Source organism: Hydrocarboniphaga sp., assembly GCF_028291725.1.
GTDB lineage: Bacteria > Pseudomonadota > Gammaproteobacteria > Nevskiales > Nevskiaceae > Hydrocarboniphaga.
The window spans coordinates 30183-46838 of sequence record NZ_JAQGNT010000025.1; the positions used below are offsets into that span (position 1 = coordinate 30183).

Consider the following 16656-nt stretch of genomic DNA (forward strand, 5'->3'; position numbering starts at 1 on the left):
CGGCAAGGGATTGCCGACCTACGCGATGGCGACGGGTTTCTCCAGTACATAGTCGCGTTCGCCGACGGCTTGCGTCCGGCGGCGGAAGCTGAAGGTGAAGCCGGGCCACAGCGCGGTGATCTTGCCGCTGCGGTGCTGGTACCAGCTCTTGCAGCCGGTGGACCACACCGATCTGCTCAGCTGCGCCTGCAGCCGGCGGTTGAATTCGTCCTGCACTTCGGCGCGGACTTCCAGCGTGCCGCTGCCGCTGCGGCGCAGACGGGCCAGCAGGCGGCGGATCATCGCGACCTGGCTTTCGATGATGAACACCATCGAGGTATGGCCGACGCCGGTGTTGGGGCCGACGATCAGGAACAGGTTGGGGAATTTCTTCACCAGCGTGCCGAGGTAGGCCTCCTCGCCGTTGCTCCACTCGCTGGCCAGCGTCGCATTGCCGCGGCCGTGGATGACGGCACCGATCGGGTTTTCGGTGGCGTAAAAACCGGTGCCGAAGATGATGCAATCGGTTTCGCGCTCGACGCCGTCGGTGGTGATGATCGAGTGCTCGCGGATTTCGCGGATGCCCTCGGTCACCAGGTCGACGTTCGCACGCGATACCGCCGGATACCAGTCGTTGGAGATCAGGATGCGGCGGCAGCCGATCAGATAGTCCGGCGTGACTTTGCGTTTCAGCGCCGGATCGCGGACCTGGCGATTGATGTGCCGCTGGGCGATTTTCTGGAACAGCTTCATGAACTGCGGGTTCAGCACCAGGCCGAAGACGCGCGCCTCATGCGCCCAGTAGATGAAGCTGCGATACACGCGCCGCAGCATCGGCAGTTTCGCGAACAGCGCTTTCAGTCGCTCCGAGTAAGGCCGGTCGGGGCGCGGGATGATCCAGTTCGGCGTGCGCTGGTAGACGTCCAGATGCCCGACGCCGTCCGCGATCTCCGGCACGAACTGGATCGCCGAGGCACCGGAGCCGATCACCGCGACGCGCTTGCCGGCCAGATCGTAGTGGTGATCCCAGCGCGAGGAATGGAAGGTCTTGCCGGCAAACTTCTCGACGCCGGCCACATCCGGCAGCTTGGGCTCGGCGAGGCTGCCGTTGGCGAGCACCAGCGCCCGCGCGGTGAAGCGGCGCGTGACGCCGTTGCAGCTCACCTCGACGCGCCACAGCTGGCGGGCCTCGTCGAAGGCGGCGCCGGTCAGCGTGCTGTCGAACGCGATGTTCGGCAGCAGCCGATGCTCGTCGGCGATCTTGCGCAGGTAGGCGTGCAGCTCGGGCTGCGTCGGGTAGACGCGCGACCAGTCGGCCTTGGGCGCGAACGAAAACGAATACAGGTGCGAGGGCACGTCGCAGGCGGCGCCGGGGTACTGGTTGTCGCGCCAGGTGCCGCCGACCGAAGCACCGCGCTCGATCACCACGAAGCTGTTCTGGCCGTCTTCGCGCAGCTTGATTGCCATGGCCAGGCCGCCAAAGCCGGTGCCGACAATCGCGGTCTCGTAGTCGGGCTGGGAGCCGATCGGAGCCGGGTTCGAAAGCGTTTCGGAAATGCCCATGGTGCGTTCCTTCAGGCCGTGCGGAAACTGACAACGTCTGATGTCACACTAATTGTGACAACGATTGATGTCAAGATCGCAGCGACAGCGCAGGCGGGCTCGGCAGCTAGCCGATCAGCCGGTCGATCAGGCCCCAGTCTTTGGCCTGCCTTGCCGACACGCGGCGCCCCGACAGCGCCATCCAGGCGGTGCGCTGGCGGCCGATGCGGCGGCTGATGCTGACACAGCCACCAGCGCCCGGGATCAGCCCATAACGCAGTTCGGGGAGTTGGAAGAAGGCGTCGCTCCGTGCCTGCAGGTCTGCAGCAAAAGCCGGGAATTCGATGCCCGAGCCGATGCAGGCGCCGTGTACCTCGACGCTGACGCGATCACGGCACAGTGCCAGTTCGCGGCCCGGCAGCGCGATGCTTCTGACCCTGTGCGCCGTTGCCGGGTCCGGTGCCGTGCCGAATTCCGCCAGTTCGCCGCCGGTGCTGAAACAGCGGCCGCGGCCGCTCAGCCGGACCCGGATCACGCTGTCGTCCATGCGTATCCATCGCAGCGCTTCGACCAGCGCGTCGCGCATCTCCACCGACATCGCGTTGTGATGAAGCGGACGGTTCAGGATCAGTCGCACTTCGCCGCCGTCGCGATCGATCTCGACGGCGGGCCCGGGCTCGGCGGCCGGCATCGCGACCGGTGATCGCGCGGCCAGCCAGCCGCGGAATTCGGCGCCCTGCTGCAGGCAGCCGTAGGCCAGGGATTCGACGGCCAGTGCCGCGGCCAGCGGCAGCGTCTGGATGCTGCGCAGCACCTGCACCAGCACCGTGGAGGCCAGCGGCCAGCGCTGGATGTTGCCGATCAGCGTTGCCGCCTCGGGCTCGCTTTCCAGCGTCACATCGCAGGCGCTCGCCAACTCCGAAGCGGCTTGCCCGAGCGGATCGCCGATGCCGATGACCGGGCAGGGCAGCGTCGTCAGCCAGTCGGCGATTTCGGAATGCGCGGCGGCTCCCGCCTGGCGCAGATCGAGCAGCAGGTAGGGAGCACCGGACAGCGATCCCGGCATCGCCGCCGGATCGCCCATCAAGGCCCTGGCCTGATCCGGATCGATAAGGCGCATGAGGGCGGGCGAGGGAAACTAGCTGCCTTTCGGCGTGACCTTGTCGCCGGCAACGGCGGGCAGCGCATGGTCGGTGACGCCTCGCGTCAGGATCTCCTGGCGATGCACGGCGATGCCCTTGGGAGCCTTGATGCCGATACGGACCTGGCTGCCCTTGACGCTGAGCACGGACACCTCGACGTCCTCGCCAATGATGACGCTCTCGCCCACTCGTCTGGTCAGAATCAGCATACTGTTTTCCTGTCGACGGACATCGGTCTATCGCCGTTGCCGCTTTCCCCGGCGGCGTTTCAATACGAACGCCACACCCCGGTCAAGTATGGCACCTCTAAGTCGCCGGCGCGCCCGGTAAAAATAACGAAACCGATGCCAGGGGCGGGTCCGCGGCGGTGGCTTGTGCGAGCAGCCAATCGCGCAGGCGCAGCACGTCCGCCAGGCGCGGATGATCGTGGCGCCACAGCAGGTAATACCGACTGGTATCCGGAATCGAAACCTCGAACAGCCGCACCAGCCGCCCTTCCGCCAGATCGCGCCAGGCCAGTGCGCGGCGCGCCAGCACGATGCCCTGTCCGGCCGCGGCCGCGTCCAGCAGCAGCGCCGAGTCGGTGTAGCTGACGCCGCGCGCGGTCTCGCGCAGCGACAGGCCCGCAGCATGGAACCAGGGCTCCCAGGGCTGCCAGGGGTTGTGCATCAGATGGCAGTCGGCGAGATCGGCCGGCGTCTGCGGCAGATGCCCGCCGCGATAGCGCGGACTGCAGACCGGGAACAGTTCTTCGTCCATCAGCAGTTGTTGCTGCACGCCCGACCAGCCGCCGCCACCGTAGCGGATCGCGATGTCGACGCCGTCGTGTTCCAGGTCGACCAGCGCGCCGCTGGGGTCGACCAGCAGGTCGATGTCCGGATGCGCGCACTGGAAGTCCAGCAGCCGCGGCACCAGCCAGCAGCGCGCCAGCGACGGCAGCGTGCTCAGCGTCAGCGACACGCGGCGCTCGGTGGGCACGCGCGTGTCGAAGGCGCGCTCCAGCAGCATCAGGCCCTGGCGCACGTTCGCCAGCAGCAGGCGGCCGGCGTCGGTCATCAGCATGCGGTTGCGTTCGCGGCGGAACAGTTTGGTGCCGACGCGGTCTTCCAGCGCCGAAATCTGGTAGCTGATCGCGCCGTGGGTCAGCGCGAGTTCTTCCGCCGCTCGGGTGTAGCTCTGGTGGCGCGCCGCGGCTTCGAAAGCCTGCAGCGCCTGCAGGGGAGGAAGGCGCAGGGACATGGCGCCAAGCATAGCGCGCGCTCGGGTTCTGTGAATTCCACTCACGGCGCAGGCCAGCAAGCTTCGATTCCGCTTTTGCTGCGGCCCATCCACAATGCGCGCCCAGGAAAGCCCCGCCAGCTTTCCGATACTCGCCGCGAATCGCGGCAGAGGCGATGTCAATGAGCCAGAGTCAGCCCGTCACCGCTACTGCAATAACTGCCACCGATCGGCGTGGTTTGTTCTCCGCTATCGGCGCCTTCGCGATGTGGGGCCTGCTGCCGCTGTATCTGAAGATGCTGCACCAGGCACCGGTGTTTCAGATCATGACCCACCGCGTCGCCTGGTGCTGCCTGTTCGTGTTCGGCTGGCTGGGTGTCCGCGGCGAGCTGCACCAGGTACGCCGTGCGCTGAGCGATGCCGGCACGCGTACGCGTCTGTTCGCCTCGGCGCTGCTGATCACGATCAACTGGCTGACCTACGTCTGGGCGGTCGGCACTGGCCACGTCGTCGAATCCAGCCTCGGGTATTTCATCAATCCGCTGGTGTCGGTGCTGCTGGGAGTGTTCTTCCTCGGCGAGCGCCTGAACCGCCAGCAGTGGACCGCGGTTGGTTTCGCAGCACTGGGCGTGGCCTGGCTGACCTGGCAGGTCGGGCGCCCGCCGTGGATCGCGCTGGTGCTGGCGCTGTCCTTCGGTCTTTACGGTTTCGTGCGCAAGAAAGTGGTCGTCGACGCGGTGGCCGGGCTCGGCGTCGAGACCGTGATGATTCTGCCGTTCGCGCTCGCCTGGCTGGTTTTCGAGTATGTGCGCGGCACCTCGGTGTTCGGCCACTATGGTCTGCAACTCGATCTGCTGCTGATCGCCAGCGGCCTGGTGACGGCGGTGCCGCTGGTGCTGTTCGCGTTCGGCGTGCGCCGCGTGCAGCTGAGCACGATCGGCCTGTTGCAGTACTTCGCGCCCAGCCTGCAGCTGCTGACCGCGCTGCTGGTGTTCAAGGAGCCGTTCACGCAGGTGCAGGCAATTGGCTTCAGCCTGATCTGGCTGGGCCTGGTGATCTTCGCGATCGACGGTTTGTGGCGCGGCCGGACTCCGCGCCCGCTATCGGCCATCGTCGCGGCCGAGGCAGGCTCGTAGGTCGGCAATCCTTTGCCGACTTGAATGCCCGATGCGCAATCGCGGCCTCACGTCGGCAAGGGATTGCCGACCTACGTGTTGACGTGGGTCTGCAGCGGCGCGGCCGCGATGCCCTGCTCGTGGCACCAGGCCACCAGTGCCTCGGTATTGCCGTGCATGGCCAGCACGCGCGCGGCGCCGGTTTCCTGGATGGTGCGCAGCAGCGACGGCCAGTCGGCGTGATCCGACAAGGCGAAGCCGCGGTCGTAGGCCTGGCGACGGCTCGAGTTCTGCGCCTGCATCCAGCCCGATGCCAGCGCGGTTGAATGCGGGCGGAAGCGCCGCATCCATGGCGTGCCGCCGGCGCCCGGAGGCGCCAGCAGCAGGCGGCCCCTCCAGTCGAAGAATTTCGGCTGGTTGCCGACCGCGTCGGTCGGCAGCATCGCGACTCCGGCGTCGCGATAGAGCTTGACCAGCTTGGTCATCGAGCCATGCAGATACACGGTCTCATGGCTGTGGCGCATCAGCTCGGCGAGGATGCGCTGCGCTTTGCCGAGTGCGTAGCAATGCAGGATCGCGCACAGGCCCTGCGCCTTGCAGTCCTGCCACCAGTCGAAAATCTCCTGCGCGATTTCCGACGTCGGCTGCCAGCGATACACCGGCAGGCCGAAAGTCGCTTCGGTGACGAACACGTCGCAGCGCACGACCTCGAACGGCGCGCAGCTCGGGTCGGGATCGCGCTTGTAGTCACCGGACACGACCCAGACCCGGTTGTCGTGTTCGATGCGCACCTGCGCCGAGCCGAGCACATGCCCGGCGGGATGCAGCGACACGCGCGTCGGACCAAAGTCGACGCACTGTCCGTAGGCGAGCGGCACGATGCCGGCGCCGTAGCCGATGCGTTCGCGCAGCAGGCCCAGGCCCGGCGCCGCGCCCCAGTAGCGCTTCGATCCCGAGCGCGCGTGGTCGCCATGGCCATGCGTGATCACCGCGCGTTCCACCGGCCGCGAAGGGTCGATATGAAAGTCGCCAGCGGGGCAGTACAGGCCCTTGTCGGTGGGGACTACCAGATCCATTTCGCGTCGAGCTTTACGCGAGCAGTTGCAGCAGGCGCTGCAAGGCGCCGCGGTTGGCGGAGATCGCCGCGCGGCCGGCTTCGCCCATGCGTGTCCGCAGCGCGGTGTCGCCGAGCAGCCGATGGATCGTCGGCGCCAAGGCGGTTTCGGCTTCCACTTGAATCGCCGCGTCACGCTCGATCAACAGGTCGCGTGCCGGCAGAAAGTTGTGCATGTGCGGACCGAACACCACCGGCAGCCCGATCGCGGCCGGCTCCAGCACATTGTGCCCGCCGATCGGCATCAGGCTGCCGCCGACGAAAGCAACATCCGATGCCGCGTAGTACAGAAAGATCTCGCCCATGCTGTCGCCGAGCAGCACCGCCGCGTTTGCCGGATCGGCATTGCTGCTGCGTCGCACGTAGCTCAGCGATGCGCGCTCGATGCTGCGCGCCGCCGCGTCGAAGCGCTGCGGATGGCGTGGCACCAGAATCAGCAGCGCGTCGCTCTGGTGCCGGCGCAACTCGACATGGGCCTTCAGCAGCGCCTCTTCTTCTCCCTCGTGGGTGCTCGCCGCGATCCACACCGCGCGCGGCCCGATGCGTCGCCGCAGCTCGCTGCCGGCGGCGAGCTGCGCGTCGGGCACCGCTTGGTCGAACTTGATGTTGCCCATCACCGATACGCGCTGCGCGCCGAGCGCCTTGAAGCGCTCGGCGTCCTCCGGGCTCTGCGCTGCGACCCGGCAATGCGCCAGCGTGGCGGCGGCGAAGCCGCGCACTTTCGAATAGCCGCGCATCGAGCGCGGCGACAGCCGCGCATTGGCCACGATCAGCGGAATGCCGAGCTTGCCGAGCTGATGGAACAGGTTCGGCCACAGCTCGGTTTCCATGACCACGACCTGGCGCGGCGCGGTGCGGCGCAGGAACCGCGACACGGCGCCGGGCAGATCGTAGGGTGCATAGGAATGGCGCACGCGCTCGCCGAGCGCGGCGATCACGCGTGCCGATCCGGTCGGTGTCGTCGTCGTGACCCAGACCGAGCGCTCGCCGTGCCGCGCGATCAGCTCGCGGATCAGCGGCAGCGCGGCCAGCGATTCGCCGACGGACACGGCATGCACCCAGACCGCGACGCCTTCGTCCGCGGGTGCAACGAAGCCGAAGCGCTCGTTCCAGCGCCGCCGGTAGTCGGCGAGATCGCGACTGCGCCACAGCAGACGCAACAGGACCAGCGGCGTGATCAGGTACAGCAGGGCGGTGTAGAGCAGACGCATCCGGCCAGCATGCGAGGGCGCGCCGGAATCGGCAAGCAGCGCGCTCGCGCGATATGCGATAGCCGCGTAGGTTGGGGTGAGCGCAGCGAACCCCAACATCAGCGCGGACGAATGTTGGGGTTCGCTGCGCTCACCCCAACCTACACGCCGGCGGGATGATGCGTAGTTACCGCGACTTCCTCAGCGTGACACCAGCAGCGCGTCGACTTCGGCCAGGTCGTGCTGGCTCAGCGAGCCGGCGGCCGCTTTGAGCTTCAGGATGGAAAGCAGGTAGTCGTAGCGCGAACGCTCGTAGTCGCGCTCGGCGCGGTAGCGCTGCTGCTGGGCGTCGAGCACGTCGATGGCGCTGCGCGTGCCGATCTCCAGCCCGGTCTGGCTGGCCTCGAGCGCCGAACGGCTGGATGCGACGGCGCGCTGGTAGGCGCGGGTTCGCGCCGCGCCGGTGAGCACGCCCTTGAACGCGCTGCGGGTATTGCGCTCCACCAGCCGCTGGGCGCCGTCGTATTCCGACAGCCGCTGATCGCGCAGCGCCTCGGCGGCGCGCACTGCCGAGCGTACCGATCCGCCCGAGTACAGCGGCACGCTGAGGCCGACGGTCACCGCGGCGCCGTTGGACTCGGTCGGAAAACTGCCCGAGGCGGTCTTGAAGTCGGAATAGGCGAGCTTGGCGCCGAGCGTGGGCAGATAGCGCGCCTTGGCCACGTCGATGCCGCGCGCGGCGACGTTGAAGTTGAGCAGTGCGCTGGTCACGTCGAGGTTGCCGATGGTGGCGTTCGCTACCCATTGCTCGACGTCGGCCGGCTGCGGCGCCGGCAGCGGAAAGTCCTCGCGCAGAGCGGCCAGCCGCGGCGCTGGCGGCTCGGTGCCCGCCAGCGGCACCACGCGCACACGCTCTTCGTCGATATGGCTGAGCGGCTCCTTGGTGATCTCCTCCAGCGCGGCGCTGGCCTCGGTCAGGGCCTGGTCGGCGTCGAGTTCGGAGGCCAGGCTGAGGTCGTAGCGCACTTGCACGTCCTGCACATCGGTGAAGCTGGACGAGCCGATTTCGAGATTCTGCTGCGCCAGATCGAGCTGGCGCCGCAGCGCGTCCTTCTCGGCCGTTGCGGAACGCAGGCCGTCGTTGGCCGACAGCAGCGCGAAGTAGGCCTTGGCCACACGCAGCAGCAGCGCCTGCTCGCTGGCGCGGTAGCTCAGCTGCGCCAGCGCCGTCTGCTCGCCGGCCTGCTGCAGCCGGCGCCAGGCTTCCAGGTTGAACAGCGGCTGGCTCAGGCTGACGCTGAGGCTGCGGTCGGTGCCGTGGTTCGACCGGTTCAGCGTCACCGGGATGTTGAGGGTCGGATCGGTATAGCTGACCGTGGTATCGGAGTCGTTGAAGGTCATGTCGTAGCTGGCGCCGAGTTGCGGCAGCAGCAGCGCGCGCGCGGCGGGCTCGCTTTCCAGCGCCACGTCGCGGACGTGCTGCGCGGTGTTGAACGCGGCGTCGTTGCGCTGTGCCATGTCGTACAGCCGCAGCAGGTCGCCGGCCTGCGCCGCAACCGGCAGCAACACGAAGATCAGGTAAAGAAAGGTACGCATGAGTGTTGTTTGAGTTCGGTTGAGGATCAGTCGGCGAAACGTTCGCGCAGATGCGCTTCCAGCGCGTCGAAGCGGCCGCCGCTGGACAGCACGCGCGGCAGATTGAGCGTGATTTCGGTCTGGCCGTCCATGCAGGTCAGAATGGCGAATGCACTGCCGGCCAGCGGCAGCACGCACAGGCTTGCGGCGCGGAAGCCCGGCGCGCTGTAGTCGGCCGAATCGATGCGGCCGAGGTTGGAGATCACCACGGTCTCCATCGGTCTGCGCTTGCGGTAGTTGCGCGGCGTACGCGACACCAGATGGTCGAGCCAGGACAGCGGCAGATAGCGCACCGCTTCGAGTATCGGCGGATACACCGCGTCCATGCGCTGTGCGAGCATCGCTTCAAGCCGTGTGCGGAAGGCGTCTGCGCCATCGCCCTTGGCCAGCGGCACCAGCATCATGTTGCTGAAATTGCCGGTCGAGAGCAGGCCCGGCGCGTGCCGGCGCAGGCTCGCCGGCACCGCGATCAGCGCCGGCAGATCGCTGTGGCGATGAGCGAACTCGGCGAACGCCGCAGCCAGCTTGCCGAGCTGGCTTTTCTGCGGCCGGCCCAGCGCGATGCGGCGCCAGTCGTCGCCCTGCTCGGTGCCCTGCGGCGCGCCGGTGAGCCAGCAGGTGCGAAAGTGTTTCGACGTCGATTCGCGCGCGCCGGTGCTGCGCATCAGCTCGACGTCGCTGTAGCCGGCGTTGCTGCCCAGCAGACGCTCGCCGCGCAGCGCGCGGAACATCTCCTGCAGAAAATGCATCGCGCCGAGGCCGTCCATGATCGCGTGCGGTGTGCGCAGCACCAGCAGCGTGCTCAGTCCAGCCCGCGGCGCCAGAATCAGCTCCACACTCGGGCCATCCTCCAGCGACAGCGGCGTCGCACGCAGAAACTCCGCGCCTTGCGAGGAGCGCGCGTCCCAGTGGCATGCCTCGACCACGCGCAGGCGCGGCGGCGGGCCGTCGCTGCTCCAGCGAGCGCGGCGGCGCTCGCCCTGCAGGCGCAGGCGAGTGCCGGGATTCGCCGCCGCCGCGAGATCGAGAGCCTGCTGCCAGCGCTCGGGCGGCAGATCGTTTTCGCCTTCGAACACGAAGAAGATTTCGCGCTGCACTTCCAGTGTGCGCGGATGCCGGCCGACGCAGCTGTGGTAATACTCGACGGTCGACAGTGGCCGCGCGATCTGCGTGATCGGCGCCAATGCCGGCAGGATTTCAGACTGAGCGGAGGGCATCGACGATCTCCAGTCGCGAAGCACGGAAGGCGGGCAGCGCGCCGCCGAGCACGCCCATGAATACCGAGAACAGCAGGACGTCGAGCGCGATCTGAGGCGTCAGGATCAGGCTGAACACGACTTCGGAAAACGTCTGCAGGTTGGTCGTCGAAATCTCGACCAGCTGCATGAAGGCCGCGGCGACCAGGCCGCTGAGGCCAGCGGCCAGGCCCAGCAGCATCGCCTCCTGCAGAAACGCCCAGACGATGTTGCCGCGGCGAAAGCCGAGCGCGCGCAGCGTGCCGATCTCGCGCGTGCGGTTGGCGACGCTGGCGTACATCGTGATCATCGCGCCGATGATCGCGCCGATCGAAAACACGATGGTGATGGTCTTGCCGAGCACGCCGATGAAGTTGGCCAGGTTCTCCGACTGGTCGGCGTAGAACTGCGTCTCGCGTTTGATGTCGACCTTGAGCTGGGGCTGTCGCGCGACCGCCTCGGCCAGTGCCTCGAAGCTGCCGCTGTCGCGCAGGCCGACGATCAGCGAAGAATAGGCCTGGCGCCGGAACGCCTGCATCAGCTGCTCGCCGTCGCCCCAGATTTCGGAGTCGAAACCGCTGCCGCCGGCATCGAACACGCCGACCACGTTCCACTGGCGCAGGCCGAAGGCAATGCGGTCGCCGACACGCAGGCCGAAGCTGCCGCGCGCCATGCCCGAGCCGACGACGATCTCGGACGAGCCGGCGCGAAACGCGCGGCCCTGCACGATCCTGGCCTGCGGCCGCATCTCCAGGCCGGTAGGCGTGGTGCCGCGTACGATGACGTTGGCGAGGCTGGTCGAGTTCTTGCGCGGCAGGTTCACCAGCACCAGCATTTCGCGGCTGATGCGCGGCTCGCCGTGCGCGCCGGTGGCCAGGCCGGGCAGGGTTTCGATCAGCCGCGCCTGTTCGCGCGTCAGCGTGCTCTGCACCTCGGTCTGCGAACCCTGGCGGATCACGACGACGTTGTTGTACGAGCCGGTGCCGCCGAGCGTGTGGCGCAGGCCTTCGGCCATCATCAGCACGGTTGCGAACACGAACACGACCAGCGCCATGCCGGCCGCGGTCAGGATCGTGGTCAGCTTGCGCGCGACCAGGTTGCGCGCGACGTAGGAGAGTGAGAGACCTTTCTTCATGCGAGTGGCGCTACCAAGCAGCCCAGTCCCTTCTCCGCCCCACGTAGGGCGGGAGCATCCCGCCTTTCGCGGCCAGGGGCGGGCACGAAAGGCGGGATACGCTTCGCTCCTCCCGCCCTACCGGGGTTCAGGGTTCGTGAGCACGGGGCCAGCTTCTTCATGCCACCGCCCGCAAACCATCGACGATCACCAACCGCCGGCTGTTGACCACCGGTGCGATCGCCGAGCACAGGCCGATCAGCAGCGCCGAGCCCAGCTGCAGCAGCACCGTCAGCGGCTCTACCTGGAACACCAGGAACAGGTCGCGGGTCGCGCTGAAAAAAGCCTGCGCGACCGGAAACGTCAGTGCAATGCCGAGCACACCGCCGACCAGCGACATCGTCATCGATTCGCCGAGGATCACCATCGAAACGAAGCCGTGGCCGAAGCCCAGCGCCTTCAGCGTCGCGTATTCGCGGGTGCGTTCGCGCGCCGCCATCGACATGGTGTTGGCCATCACCGCCATGATGATCAGCACCACCACGTAGGCCACGGTCTGGATCGCCAGCAGGATGGTGTCGACCATCGAAATGAAGCCGAGCTGGAAGGCTTTCTGTGTCTCGGTGCGGGTTTCGGCCAGCGAGTTGCGGAACGTGCTGTCGATTGCCGCGGACACTTCGGCCGCCTGCGAGGGATCATGAATGTTGACCACGAACACGCCGACGCCGTCGGCCAGTGAGGGCAACAGCGCGCGCATGGTTTCGTTGACGTAGTCCCAGTGCAGCAGGAACTGGTTCTCGTCGACTTTACTGTCGGCACCGTCGTAGATGCCGCGCAGCATGAAGCTCCAGTTGCCCGGGTAGACCGTGCCCTTCAGCGCGATGGTGTCGCCGATCTGCCAGTGGTTCTTGCGCGCCAGCTTGCGCCCGGCGATCACGCCGCGGCGGTCGCGCTGGAACGCCGAGCGCTGCTCGGGCGGCAGCACGAACTCGGGATACAGCTCCAGGTAGCTGTCCGCGTCGACCGCGTACTGCGCGAAGAAATGTTTGTCGTCGATATAGACGCCGCCGAACCAGTTGGCCCAGCTCACCGCGGCAACGCCGGCGACGCGGCGGATGCGCGCGGCGTGCGTGACCGGCAGCGGAAAGCTCAACGAGGCTTCGCTGCGCGTGATCAGCCGCGCTGCCGAACTGAGACTGGCGCCGGCGTACCAGGAGTCGACCACGGTGCGCAGCAGCCCGAACGAGACGATCGCCACCGCGATGCCGGCGATCGTCAGCAGGCTGCGCAGGCGGTGACGCCACAGGTTCTTGCGCGCCAGGCGCAGCACGTAGACGGCCTGCATCAGTGTTCGGCGCCGCGGGACAGCAGCACGCCTTTCTCCAGATGGATGCGGGTGCGCGCGCGCGCCGCGCAGCGCGGATCGTGCGTGACCATGACGATGGTCTTGCCGAGTTCGCGGTTGAGGCGGTCGAGCAGATCGAGCACGTCGTCGGCGGACTTGCGGTCGAGATCGCCGGTGGGCTCGTCGGCGACGATCAGCGTCGGATCGGTGACCAGCGCGCGTGCGATCGCGACGCGCTGCTGCTGGCCGCCGGAAAGCTCGTTCGGGCGATGATCCATGCGGTCGGGCAGGCCGACCATCGCCAGCGCCATTTCGACGTGTTCGCGGCGCTCGGCCTTGCTCAGATGGGTCAGCAGCAGCGGCAACTCGACGTTCTCGAAAGCGTCGAGCACCGGCATCAGGTTGTAGAACTGGAACACGAAGCCGACGTTGCCGGCACGCCAGGCCGCGAGCTCGTCTTCCTCCAGCGCGGCGATGTCGACGCCGCCGATCAACAGCGTGCCGCCGCTGGGTTTGTCGATGCCGGCGATCAGGTTCAGCAGCGTGCTCTTGCCCGAGCCCGATGGCCCCATCAGCGACACGTAGTCGCCCTGCGCGATCTGCAGATCGATGCCGAGCAGCACCGGCACCGGCTGATTGCCGCGCCGATAAGTCTTGCTCAGGTTGTGGATGCTGATCAGCGCCTCGGTCACGGCGCGTCGGTCCGCTTGATGCGCGCGCCGTCGCGCAGCTTGGCGCCGGGCGCCAGCACCACGGCGTCGCCGGCTTTCAGCTCGCCGCTGACCGCGCGCACCGCGCCCAGCAGCGCGCCGACCGTGACCGGCACCGCGCGCACGCGCTCGCCGTCGGCCAGCGCGTAGACCCAGCTGCGGCCGTCGCTCTGGGTGATCGCCTGCGGGTTCACCGCCAGCACCGCCTGCTGCTGTGCATCGGCCGGCTGCGACAGGAAGCTGACGCGCGCGCTCATGTCCGGCAGGATTTCGGGATCGCTGTCGAGGATGCGCACGCGCGTGGTCACGGTAGCGCTGGCGCGGTTGACCTTGGGCACGATCACCGCGATTTCGCCGCGATAGCGCCGATCCGGAAACGCGTCGAGCACGATCTCGCAGGGCTGGCCGACATGTACCGAGGCCAGCGAGGATTCCGAGACTTCGGCATCGACTTCGAGCCGGCTCATGTCGGCCAGCACCAGCACCGCGCCCTTGGCATCGGCCGCCGACGACAGCGGCGTGACGATGTCGCCGACGTCGGCCGAGCGCGAGATCACCACGCCGTCGAACGGCGCCTTGATCTGCGTGTAATCGACACCGCTGCGCGCATAGGCCTCGTTGGCGCGTGCGGCGTCGACGGCCGCCGCGGCGCTGGCGCTGCCGGCCGAGGCGCGCGCGTATCGCGACTTGGCCTCCTGCAGGTACAGCAGCGACACCAGATGCTTGGCGAACAGCTTGTCGGCGCGGTCGAGGTTGCGCTGCGCATCTTCGAGATCGTTGCGCGCATTTAGCCGTTGGGCGGCCGCGACCGCGGCGTTGGCGGTCGCGGCCTGGTAGCTGGCCTGCACGTCGCGGCTCTCCAGCCGCGCGACAACGGTGCCGGCGGTTACGTGATCGCCTTCGCTGACGCCGATCCACTCGACGCGGCCGGTGCCCTTGGGCGCGACCGCGGCCTTGCGCCGCGCGACGACGTAGCCGGTGGAGTTCAGCAGCAGGTATTGCTGCGACGGCCAGGCGCTGACGACCTGCGTGGTCTGCACCGGCGTGACCGAAGGTTTCAGTACCAGAAAGCCGACGACCAGCGCGCCGCCGAGCAGCCACAGATAGCGGCGGTCGAACTTGCGGCGCTTGCCGGCTTTGGGGGCGATGCCGCTGCGATCGACGCGCAGCTTGCCCAGGTCGAGTTCGTTCAAGCGCTACGCTCCGTGTTCGCAGGCGACTGCTTCGAAAAGTGCCGGGAATAGGCAGCGATCAGCTCGTCGAGCTGGCCTTCGTGGTTGTAGGCGGCGGGCGCGGCAAACGAGATCACGGTGAAGTCCGGATAGTTCAGGAACACCACGTTGAGCTTGCCGACCGCGCCGGGAATGCCGTAGATCATCCGCGCATCGAAGCCCGGGAAGGAATAAGTGTCGCCGCTGACATTGCCCATCGACACGATGCCGCCGCTGGGCACCGACGGCGTCACCGTGTACAGCGCCTTGTCGACGTTCGGCCGCCCCTTGCGCAGCATGTACCAGACCGGCAGCTTCAGCAGCAGGCGGATGCCGGGAATCTGGCGGCAGTCGGCGTAGGCGCGCAGGCTGTGGCCGAACTGCAGCATCAGGCTGCGCGGCGTTGCATCCTCGGGCACCGTCAGGCGCACGTAGCCGGTCAGATTGCCCAGACCCATCTCCTGCGTGCGCAGGCCGCGATAGTCCACCGGAACCGTGAAGCCGACGTCGCCGGGTTCGCGCCGGCGTGCCCATTGCGCGAGGAACACCGCGGTTTTCGGCAGCAGCTGCGAAACGCTGTTGTCGATGACCAGGCGGCGCCAGACATAGCCCAGCGGCGCCCGCCCGCCCACCGAGGGCGCCAGCACCGGGATGCATAGCGCCGGCGCTGCCGGCGGCTCCGGCGCCACCTTGTCCGCATGCTGCTGCTGGATGTCGATGTCGATCAGTGCCGAGTTCGAGCCTCCGAGCGGCTCGCCGCGCATCGCGCGGCAGACCTCCGCGACCCAGTGCAGAAAGCCGCGGCCGTCGATCGCCGCGTGCAGCGTGCGGAACACCAGCCGCGTCTTGCCGTCGCGGCCGGGCACGATCAGCACGTCGGCCACCGGGCCGCCGCGCATCGGCTGCAGGCGTTCCAGCAGAAACGGCGCGTTCTGCTCGCTGCCGCCGTCCCATTCGCTGGTCGGTAGCAGGCGCACTTGCGGCGCAATGCCGCTGTCGACCCAGCGCGAATACTGCAGCCAGCCGCGCAGCCGCACGCGGATCGCCGGGTTGGCTGCGGCGGCGCGGTCGACCGCCTGCTGCAGCTGCTCGCGGCTGACCGTGCCGCTGCCTTCGACGATGCCGTCGACGTGGTAGCGGTAGGCCTCGTTGAGCACCAGCGAGTAGCGCTCCAGCGGCGATACCGGCCGCACATAGCGCGCGGCTTTCTTTGGCGGTGTGTCACTCGGGATATCGATGGTCGCGGACGCCGGCGCGGTGGCCGTGACAGCGGCCGTGACCGTGGTCGTGAAATGGGAGATCGAGTCGTTCATGCGAGGGCTTCGGCGGGAACTGCGGTGGGAACCGCAACGGAGAGAAAGGCATCGAGTTGCGCACGCAATGCCGCGGGCGCCTCTTCGGGGATGTAATGGCCGCAGTCGATCAGTTCCAGCTGCGCGCGCGGCAGCAGGCGCTGCAGACGGTGCCCGGCCGCAAGGCAAGGCGAGCGGCGGCCGTAGACCAGCAGCACCGGCAGATCCAGCGCGGCCAGCGCAGCGTCGGGCTCGGCGTTCATCGCCAGCACGTCCTGCATCAGCGTGGAGCCGAAGAACAGCGCGCTCAGACGTTTCAGCAGGCGCTCACGGCGGCGTCCGCTGGCCGGCAGCTCGGCGTCGACATAGGCGGCCAGCGCTTCGGGCGACGTCACGCCCAGCAGGCTGGGTGCGACGTGGTCACGTGCCGGCATCGGCGCGTCGACCAACACCAGGCGCTGCACGCGCCGCGGATGACGCAGCGCGAAGTGCAACGCGATCAGCGCGCCCATGCTGTGGCCGACGATGTCGACCGCTGTGTCGGCATGGCCGTGATGCGCCAGCACCGCGAGCAGATCGGCGGCCTGCGCATCGAGATCGAAACCGCCGCTCGGCAGACTGCTGTCGCCGTGTCCGCGCTGGTCGTACAGCAGTACGCGGCGCGCGCGCGCCAGCGGCGTCGCGTAGGCCGAATACCAGCTCGCCATGTTGCCGGAGATCAGTCCGTGCAGCATCACCAGCGGCGTGCCGTCGCCGGCGCCAAGAGCCAGCGATGACAGCTGTGCACCGTTCACGGCGATGGTGTGGTGCATGG

General features: G+C 67.9%; 15 protein-coding genes. 1 reads left to right on the top strand and 14 read right to left on the bottom strand.

Features of this window, described 5'->3' with window-relative positions:
- Window positions 1-18: 18 nt before the first annotated feature.
- From JWQ90_RS06625 to gcvA, 4 genes are all read right to left on the bottom strand, one after another.
- On the bottom strand, window positions 19-1542 hold the full coding sequence (locus JWQ90_RS06625) for an NAD(P)/FAD-dependent oxidoreductase (protein WP_299691046.1): 1524 nt from the start codon (window positions 1540-1542) through the stop codon (window positions 19-21).
- Between the two features lie 106 nt (window positions 1543-1648).
- Window positions 1649-2641 carry an enoyl-CoA hydratase/isomerase family protein gene (locus JWQ90_RS06630; protein ID WP_299691049.1) on the bottom strand — a complete coding sequence of 331 codons (993 nt, stop codon included), beginning with the start codon at window positions 2639-2641 and terminating at the stop codon, window positions 1649-1651.
- Between the two features lie 18 nt (window positions 2642-2659).
- Window positions 2660-2872, bottom strand: coding sequence for a carbon storage regulator CsrA (csrA, locus tag JWQ90_RS06635; protein WP_299691052.1), 213 nt, complete (start codon window positions 2870-2872; stop codon window positions 2660-2662).
- 97 nt (window positions 2873-2969) lie between these two features.
- Window positions 2970-3902: a transcriptional regulator GcvA gene (gene gcvA, locus JWQ90_RS06640; protein WP_299691055.1), complete on the bottom strand. Its 933-nt coding sequence runs from the start codon at window positions 3900-3902 to the stop codon at window positions 2970-2972.
- 161 nt (window positions 3903-4063) lie between these two features.
- Here gcvA and rarD point away from each other — a divergent pair, with 161 nt between their 5' ends.
- Window positions 4064-5017 carry an EamA family transporter RarD gene (rarD, locus tag JWQ90_RS06645; protein WP_299691058.1) on the top strand — a complete coding sequence of 318 codons (954 nt, stop codon included), beginning with the start codon at window positions 4064-4066 and terminating at the stop codon, window positions 5015-5017.
- Between the two features lie 71 nt (window positions 5018-5088).
- On the opposite strand, the gene JWQ90_RS06650 is transcribed toward rarD, so the two are convergent.
- The 10 genes from JWQ90_RS06650 to JWQ90_RS06695 form a co-directional block, all read right to left on the bottom strand.
- Window positions 5089-6072 (bottom strand): ligase-associated DNA damage response exonuclease, encoded by a 984-nt coding sequence (locus JWQ90_RS06650; RefSeq protein ID WP_299691061.1) that lies wholly within the window; start codon window positions 6070-6072, stop codon window positions 5089-5091.
- Window positions 6073-6085: 13 nt separating this feature from the next.
- The gene (gene waaA, locus JWQ90_RS06655; protein WP_299691064.1) at window positions 6086-7321 is read right to left on the bottom strand and encodes a lipid IV(A) 3-deoxy-D-manno-octulosonic acid transferase; all 1236 of its coding nucleotides are present in this window, start codon (window positions 7319-7321) and stop codon (window positions 6086-6088) included.
- 180 nt (window positions 7322-7501) lie between these two features.
- Window positions 7502-8896: a TolC family protein gene (locus JWQ90_RS06660; RefSeq protein ID WP_299691067.1), complete on the bottom strand. Its 1395-nt coding sequence runs from the start codon at window positions 8894-8896 to the stop codon at window positions 7502-7504.
- Window positions 8897-8922: 26 nt separating this feature from the next.
- Window positions 8923-10152 carry a hypothetical protein gene (locus tag JWQ90_RS06665; RefSeq protein ID WP_299691069.1) on the bottom strand — a complete coding sequence of 410 codons (1230 nt, stop codon included), beginning with the start codon at window positions 10150-10152 and terminating at the stop codon, window positions 8923-8925.
- Window positions 10133-11305 carry an ABC transporter permease gene (locus tag JWQ90_RS06670; protein WP_299691071.1) on the bottom strand — a complete coding sequence of 391 codons (1173 nt, stop codon included), beginning with the start codon at window positions 11303-11305 and terminating at the stop codon, window positions 10133-10135. Before JWQ90_RS06670 ends, JWQ90_RS06665 begins: the two co-directional genes overlap by 20 nt.
- 157 nt (window positions 11306-11462) lie before the next feature.
- Window positions 11463-12629, bottom strand: coding sequence for an ABC transporter permease (locus tag JWQ90_RS06675; protein ID WP_299691074.1), 1167 nt, complete (start codon window positions 12627-12629; stop codon window positions 11463-11465).
- Window positions 12629-13321 (bottom strand): ABC transporter ATP-binding protein, encoded by a 693-nt coding sequence (locus JWQ90_RS06680; protein ID WP_299691077.1) that lies wholly within the window; start codon window positions 13319-13321, stop codon window positions 12629-12631. The genes JWQ90_RS06675 and JWQ90_RS06680 overlap by 1 nt, the downstream gene beginning before the upstream one ends.
- The gene (locus JWQ90_RS06685) at window positions 13318-14532 is read right to left on the bottom strand and encodes an efflux RND transporter periplasmic adaptor subunit (protein ID WP_299691080.1); all 1215 of its coding nucleotides are present in this window, start codon (window positions 14530-14532) and stop codon (window positions 13318-13320) included. Before JWQ90_RS06685 ends, JWQ90_RS06680 begins: the two co-directional genes overlap by 4 nt.
- Entirely contained in the window at window positions 14529-15863 is a 1335-nt protein-coding gene (locus JWQ90_RS06690) for a hypothetical protein (protein ID WP_299691083.1), read from the bottom strand. Before JWQ90_RS06690 ends, JWQ90_RS06685 begins: the two co-directional genes overlap by 4 nt.
- Window positions 15860-16654 (bottom strand): alpha/beta hydrolase, encoded by a 795-nt coding sequence (locus JWQ90_RS06695; RefSeq protein WP_299691087.1) that lies wholly within the window; start codon window positions 16652-16654, stop codon window positions 15860-15862. The genes JWQ90_RS06690 and JWQ90_RS06695 overlap by 4 nt, the downstream gene beginning before the upstream one ends.
- Window positions 16655-16656 lie beyond the last annotated feature (2 nt).

Coding starts and splice junctions, on each gene's coding strand:
- JWQ90_RS06625 (WP_299691046.1), bottom strand. CDS start 1,542: ATGGGCATTTCCGAAACGCTTTCGAACCCGGCTCCGATCGGCTCCCAG.
- waaA (WP_299691064.1), bottom strand. CDS start 7,321: ATGCGTCTGCTCTACACCGCCCTGCTGTACCTGATCACGCCGCTGGTC.
- JWQ90_RS06675 (WP_299691074.1), bottom strand. CDS start 12,629: ATGCAGGCCGTCTACGTGCTGCGCCTGGCGCGCAAGAACCTGTGGCGT.
- JWQ90_RS06630 (WP_299691049.1), bottom strand. CDS start 2,641: ATGCGCCTTATCGATCCGGATCAGGCCAGGGCCTTGATGGGCGATCCG.
- csrA (WP_299691052.1), bottom strand. CDS start 2,872: ATGCTGATTCTGACCAGACGAGTGGGCGAGAGCGTCATCATTGGCGAG.
- JWQ90_RS06665 (WP_299691069.1), bottom strand. CDS start 10,152: ATGCCCTCCGCTCAGTCTGAAATCCTGCCGGCATTGGCGCCGATCACG.
- JWQ90_RS06660 (WP_299691067.1), bottom strand. CDS start 8,896: ATGCGTACCTTTCTTTACCTGATCTTCGTGTTGCTGCCGGTTGCGGCG.
- JWQ90_RS06650 (WP_299691061.1), bottom strand. CDS start 6,072: ATGGATCTGGTAGTCCCCACCGACAAGGGCCTGTACTGCCCCGCTGGC.
- rarD (WP_299691058.1), top strand. CDS start 4,064: ATGAGCCAGAGTCAGCCCGTCACCGCTACTGCAATAACTGCCACCGAT.
- gcvA (WP_299691055.1), bottom strand. CDS start 3,902: ATGTCCCTGCGCCTTCCTCCCCTGCAGGCGCTGCAGGCTTTCGAAGCC.
- JWQ90_RS06670 (WP_299691071.1), bottom strand. CDS start 11,305: ATGAAGAAAGGTCTCTCACTCTCCTACGTCGCGCGCAACCTGGTCGCG.
- JWQ90_RS06690 (WP_299691083.1), bottom strand. CDS start 15,863: ATGAACGACTCGATCTCCCATTTCACGACCACGGTCACGGCCGCTGTC.
- JWQ90_RS06695 (WP_299691087.1), bottom strand. CDS start 16,654: ATGCACCACACCATCGCCGTGAACGGTGCACAGCTGTCATCGCTGGCT.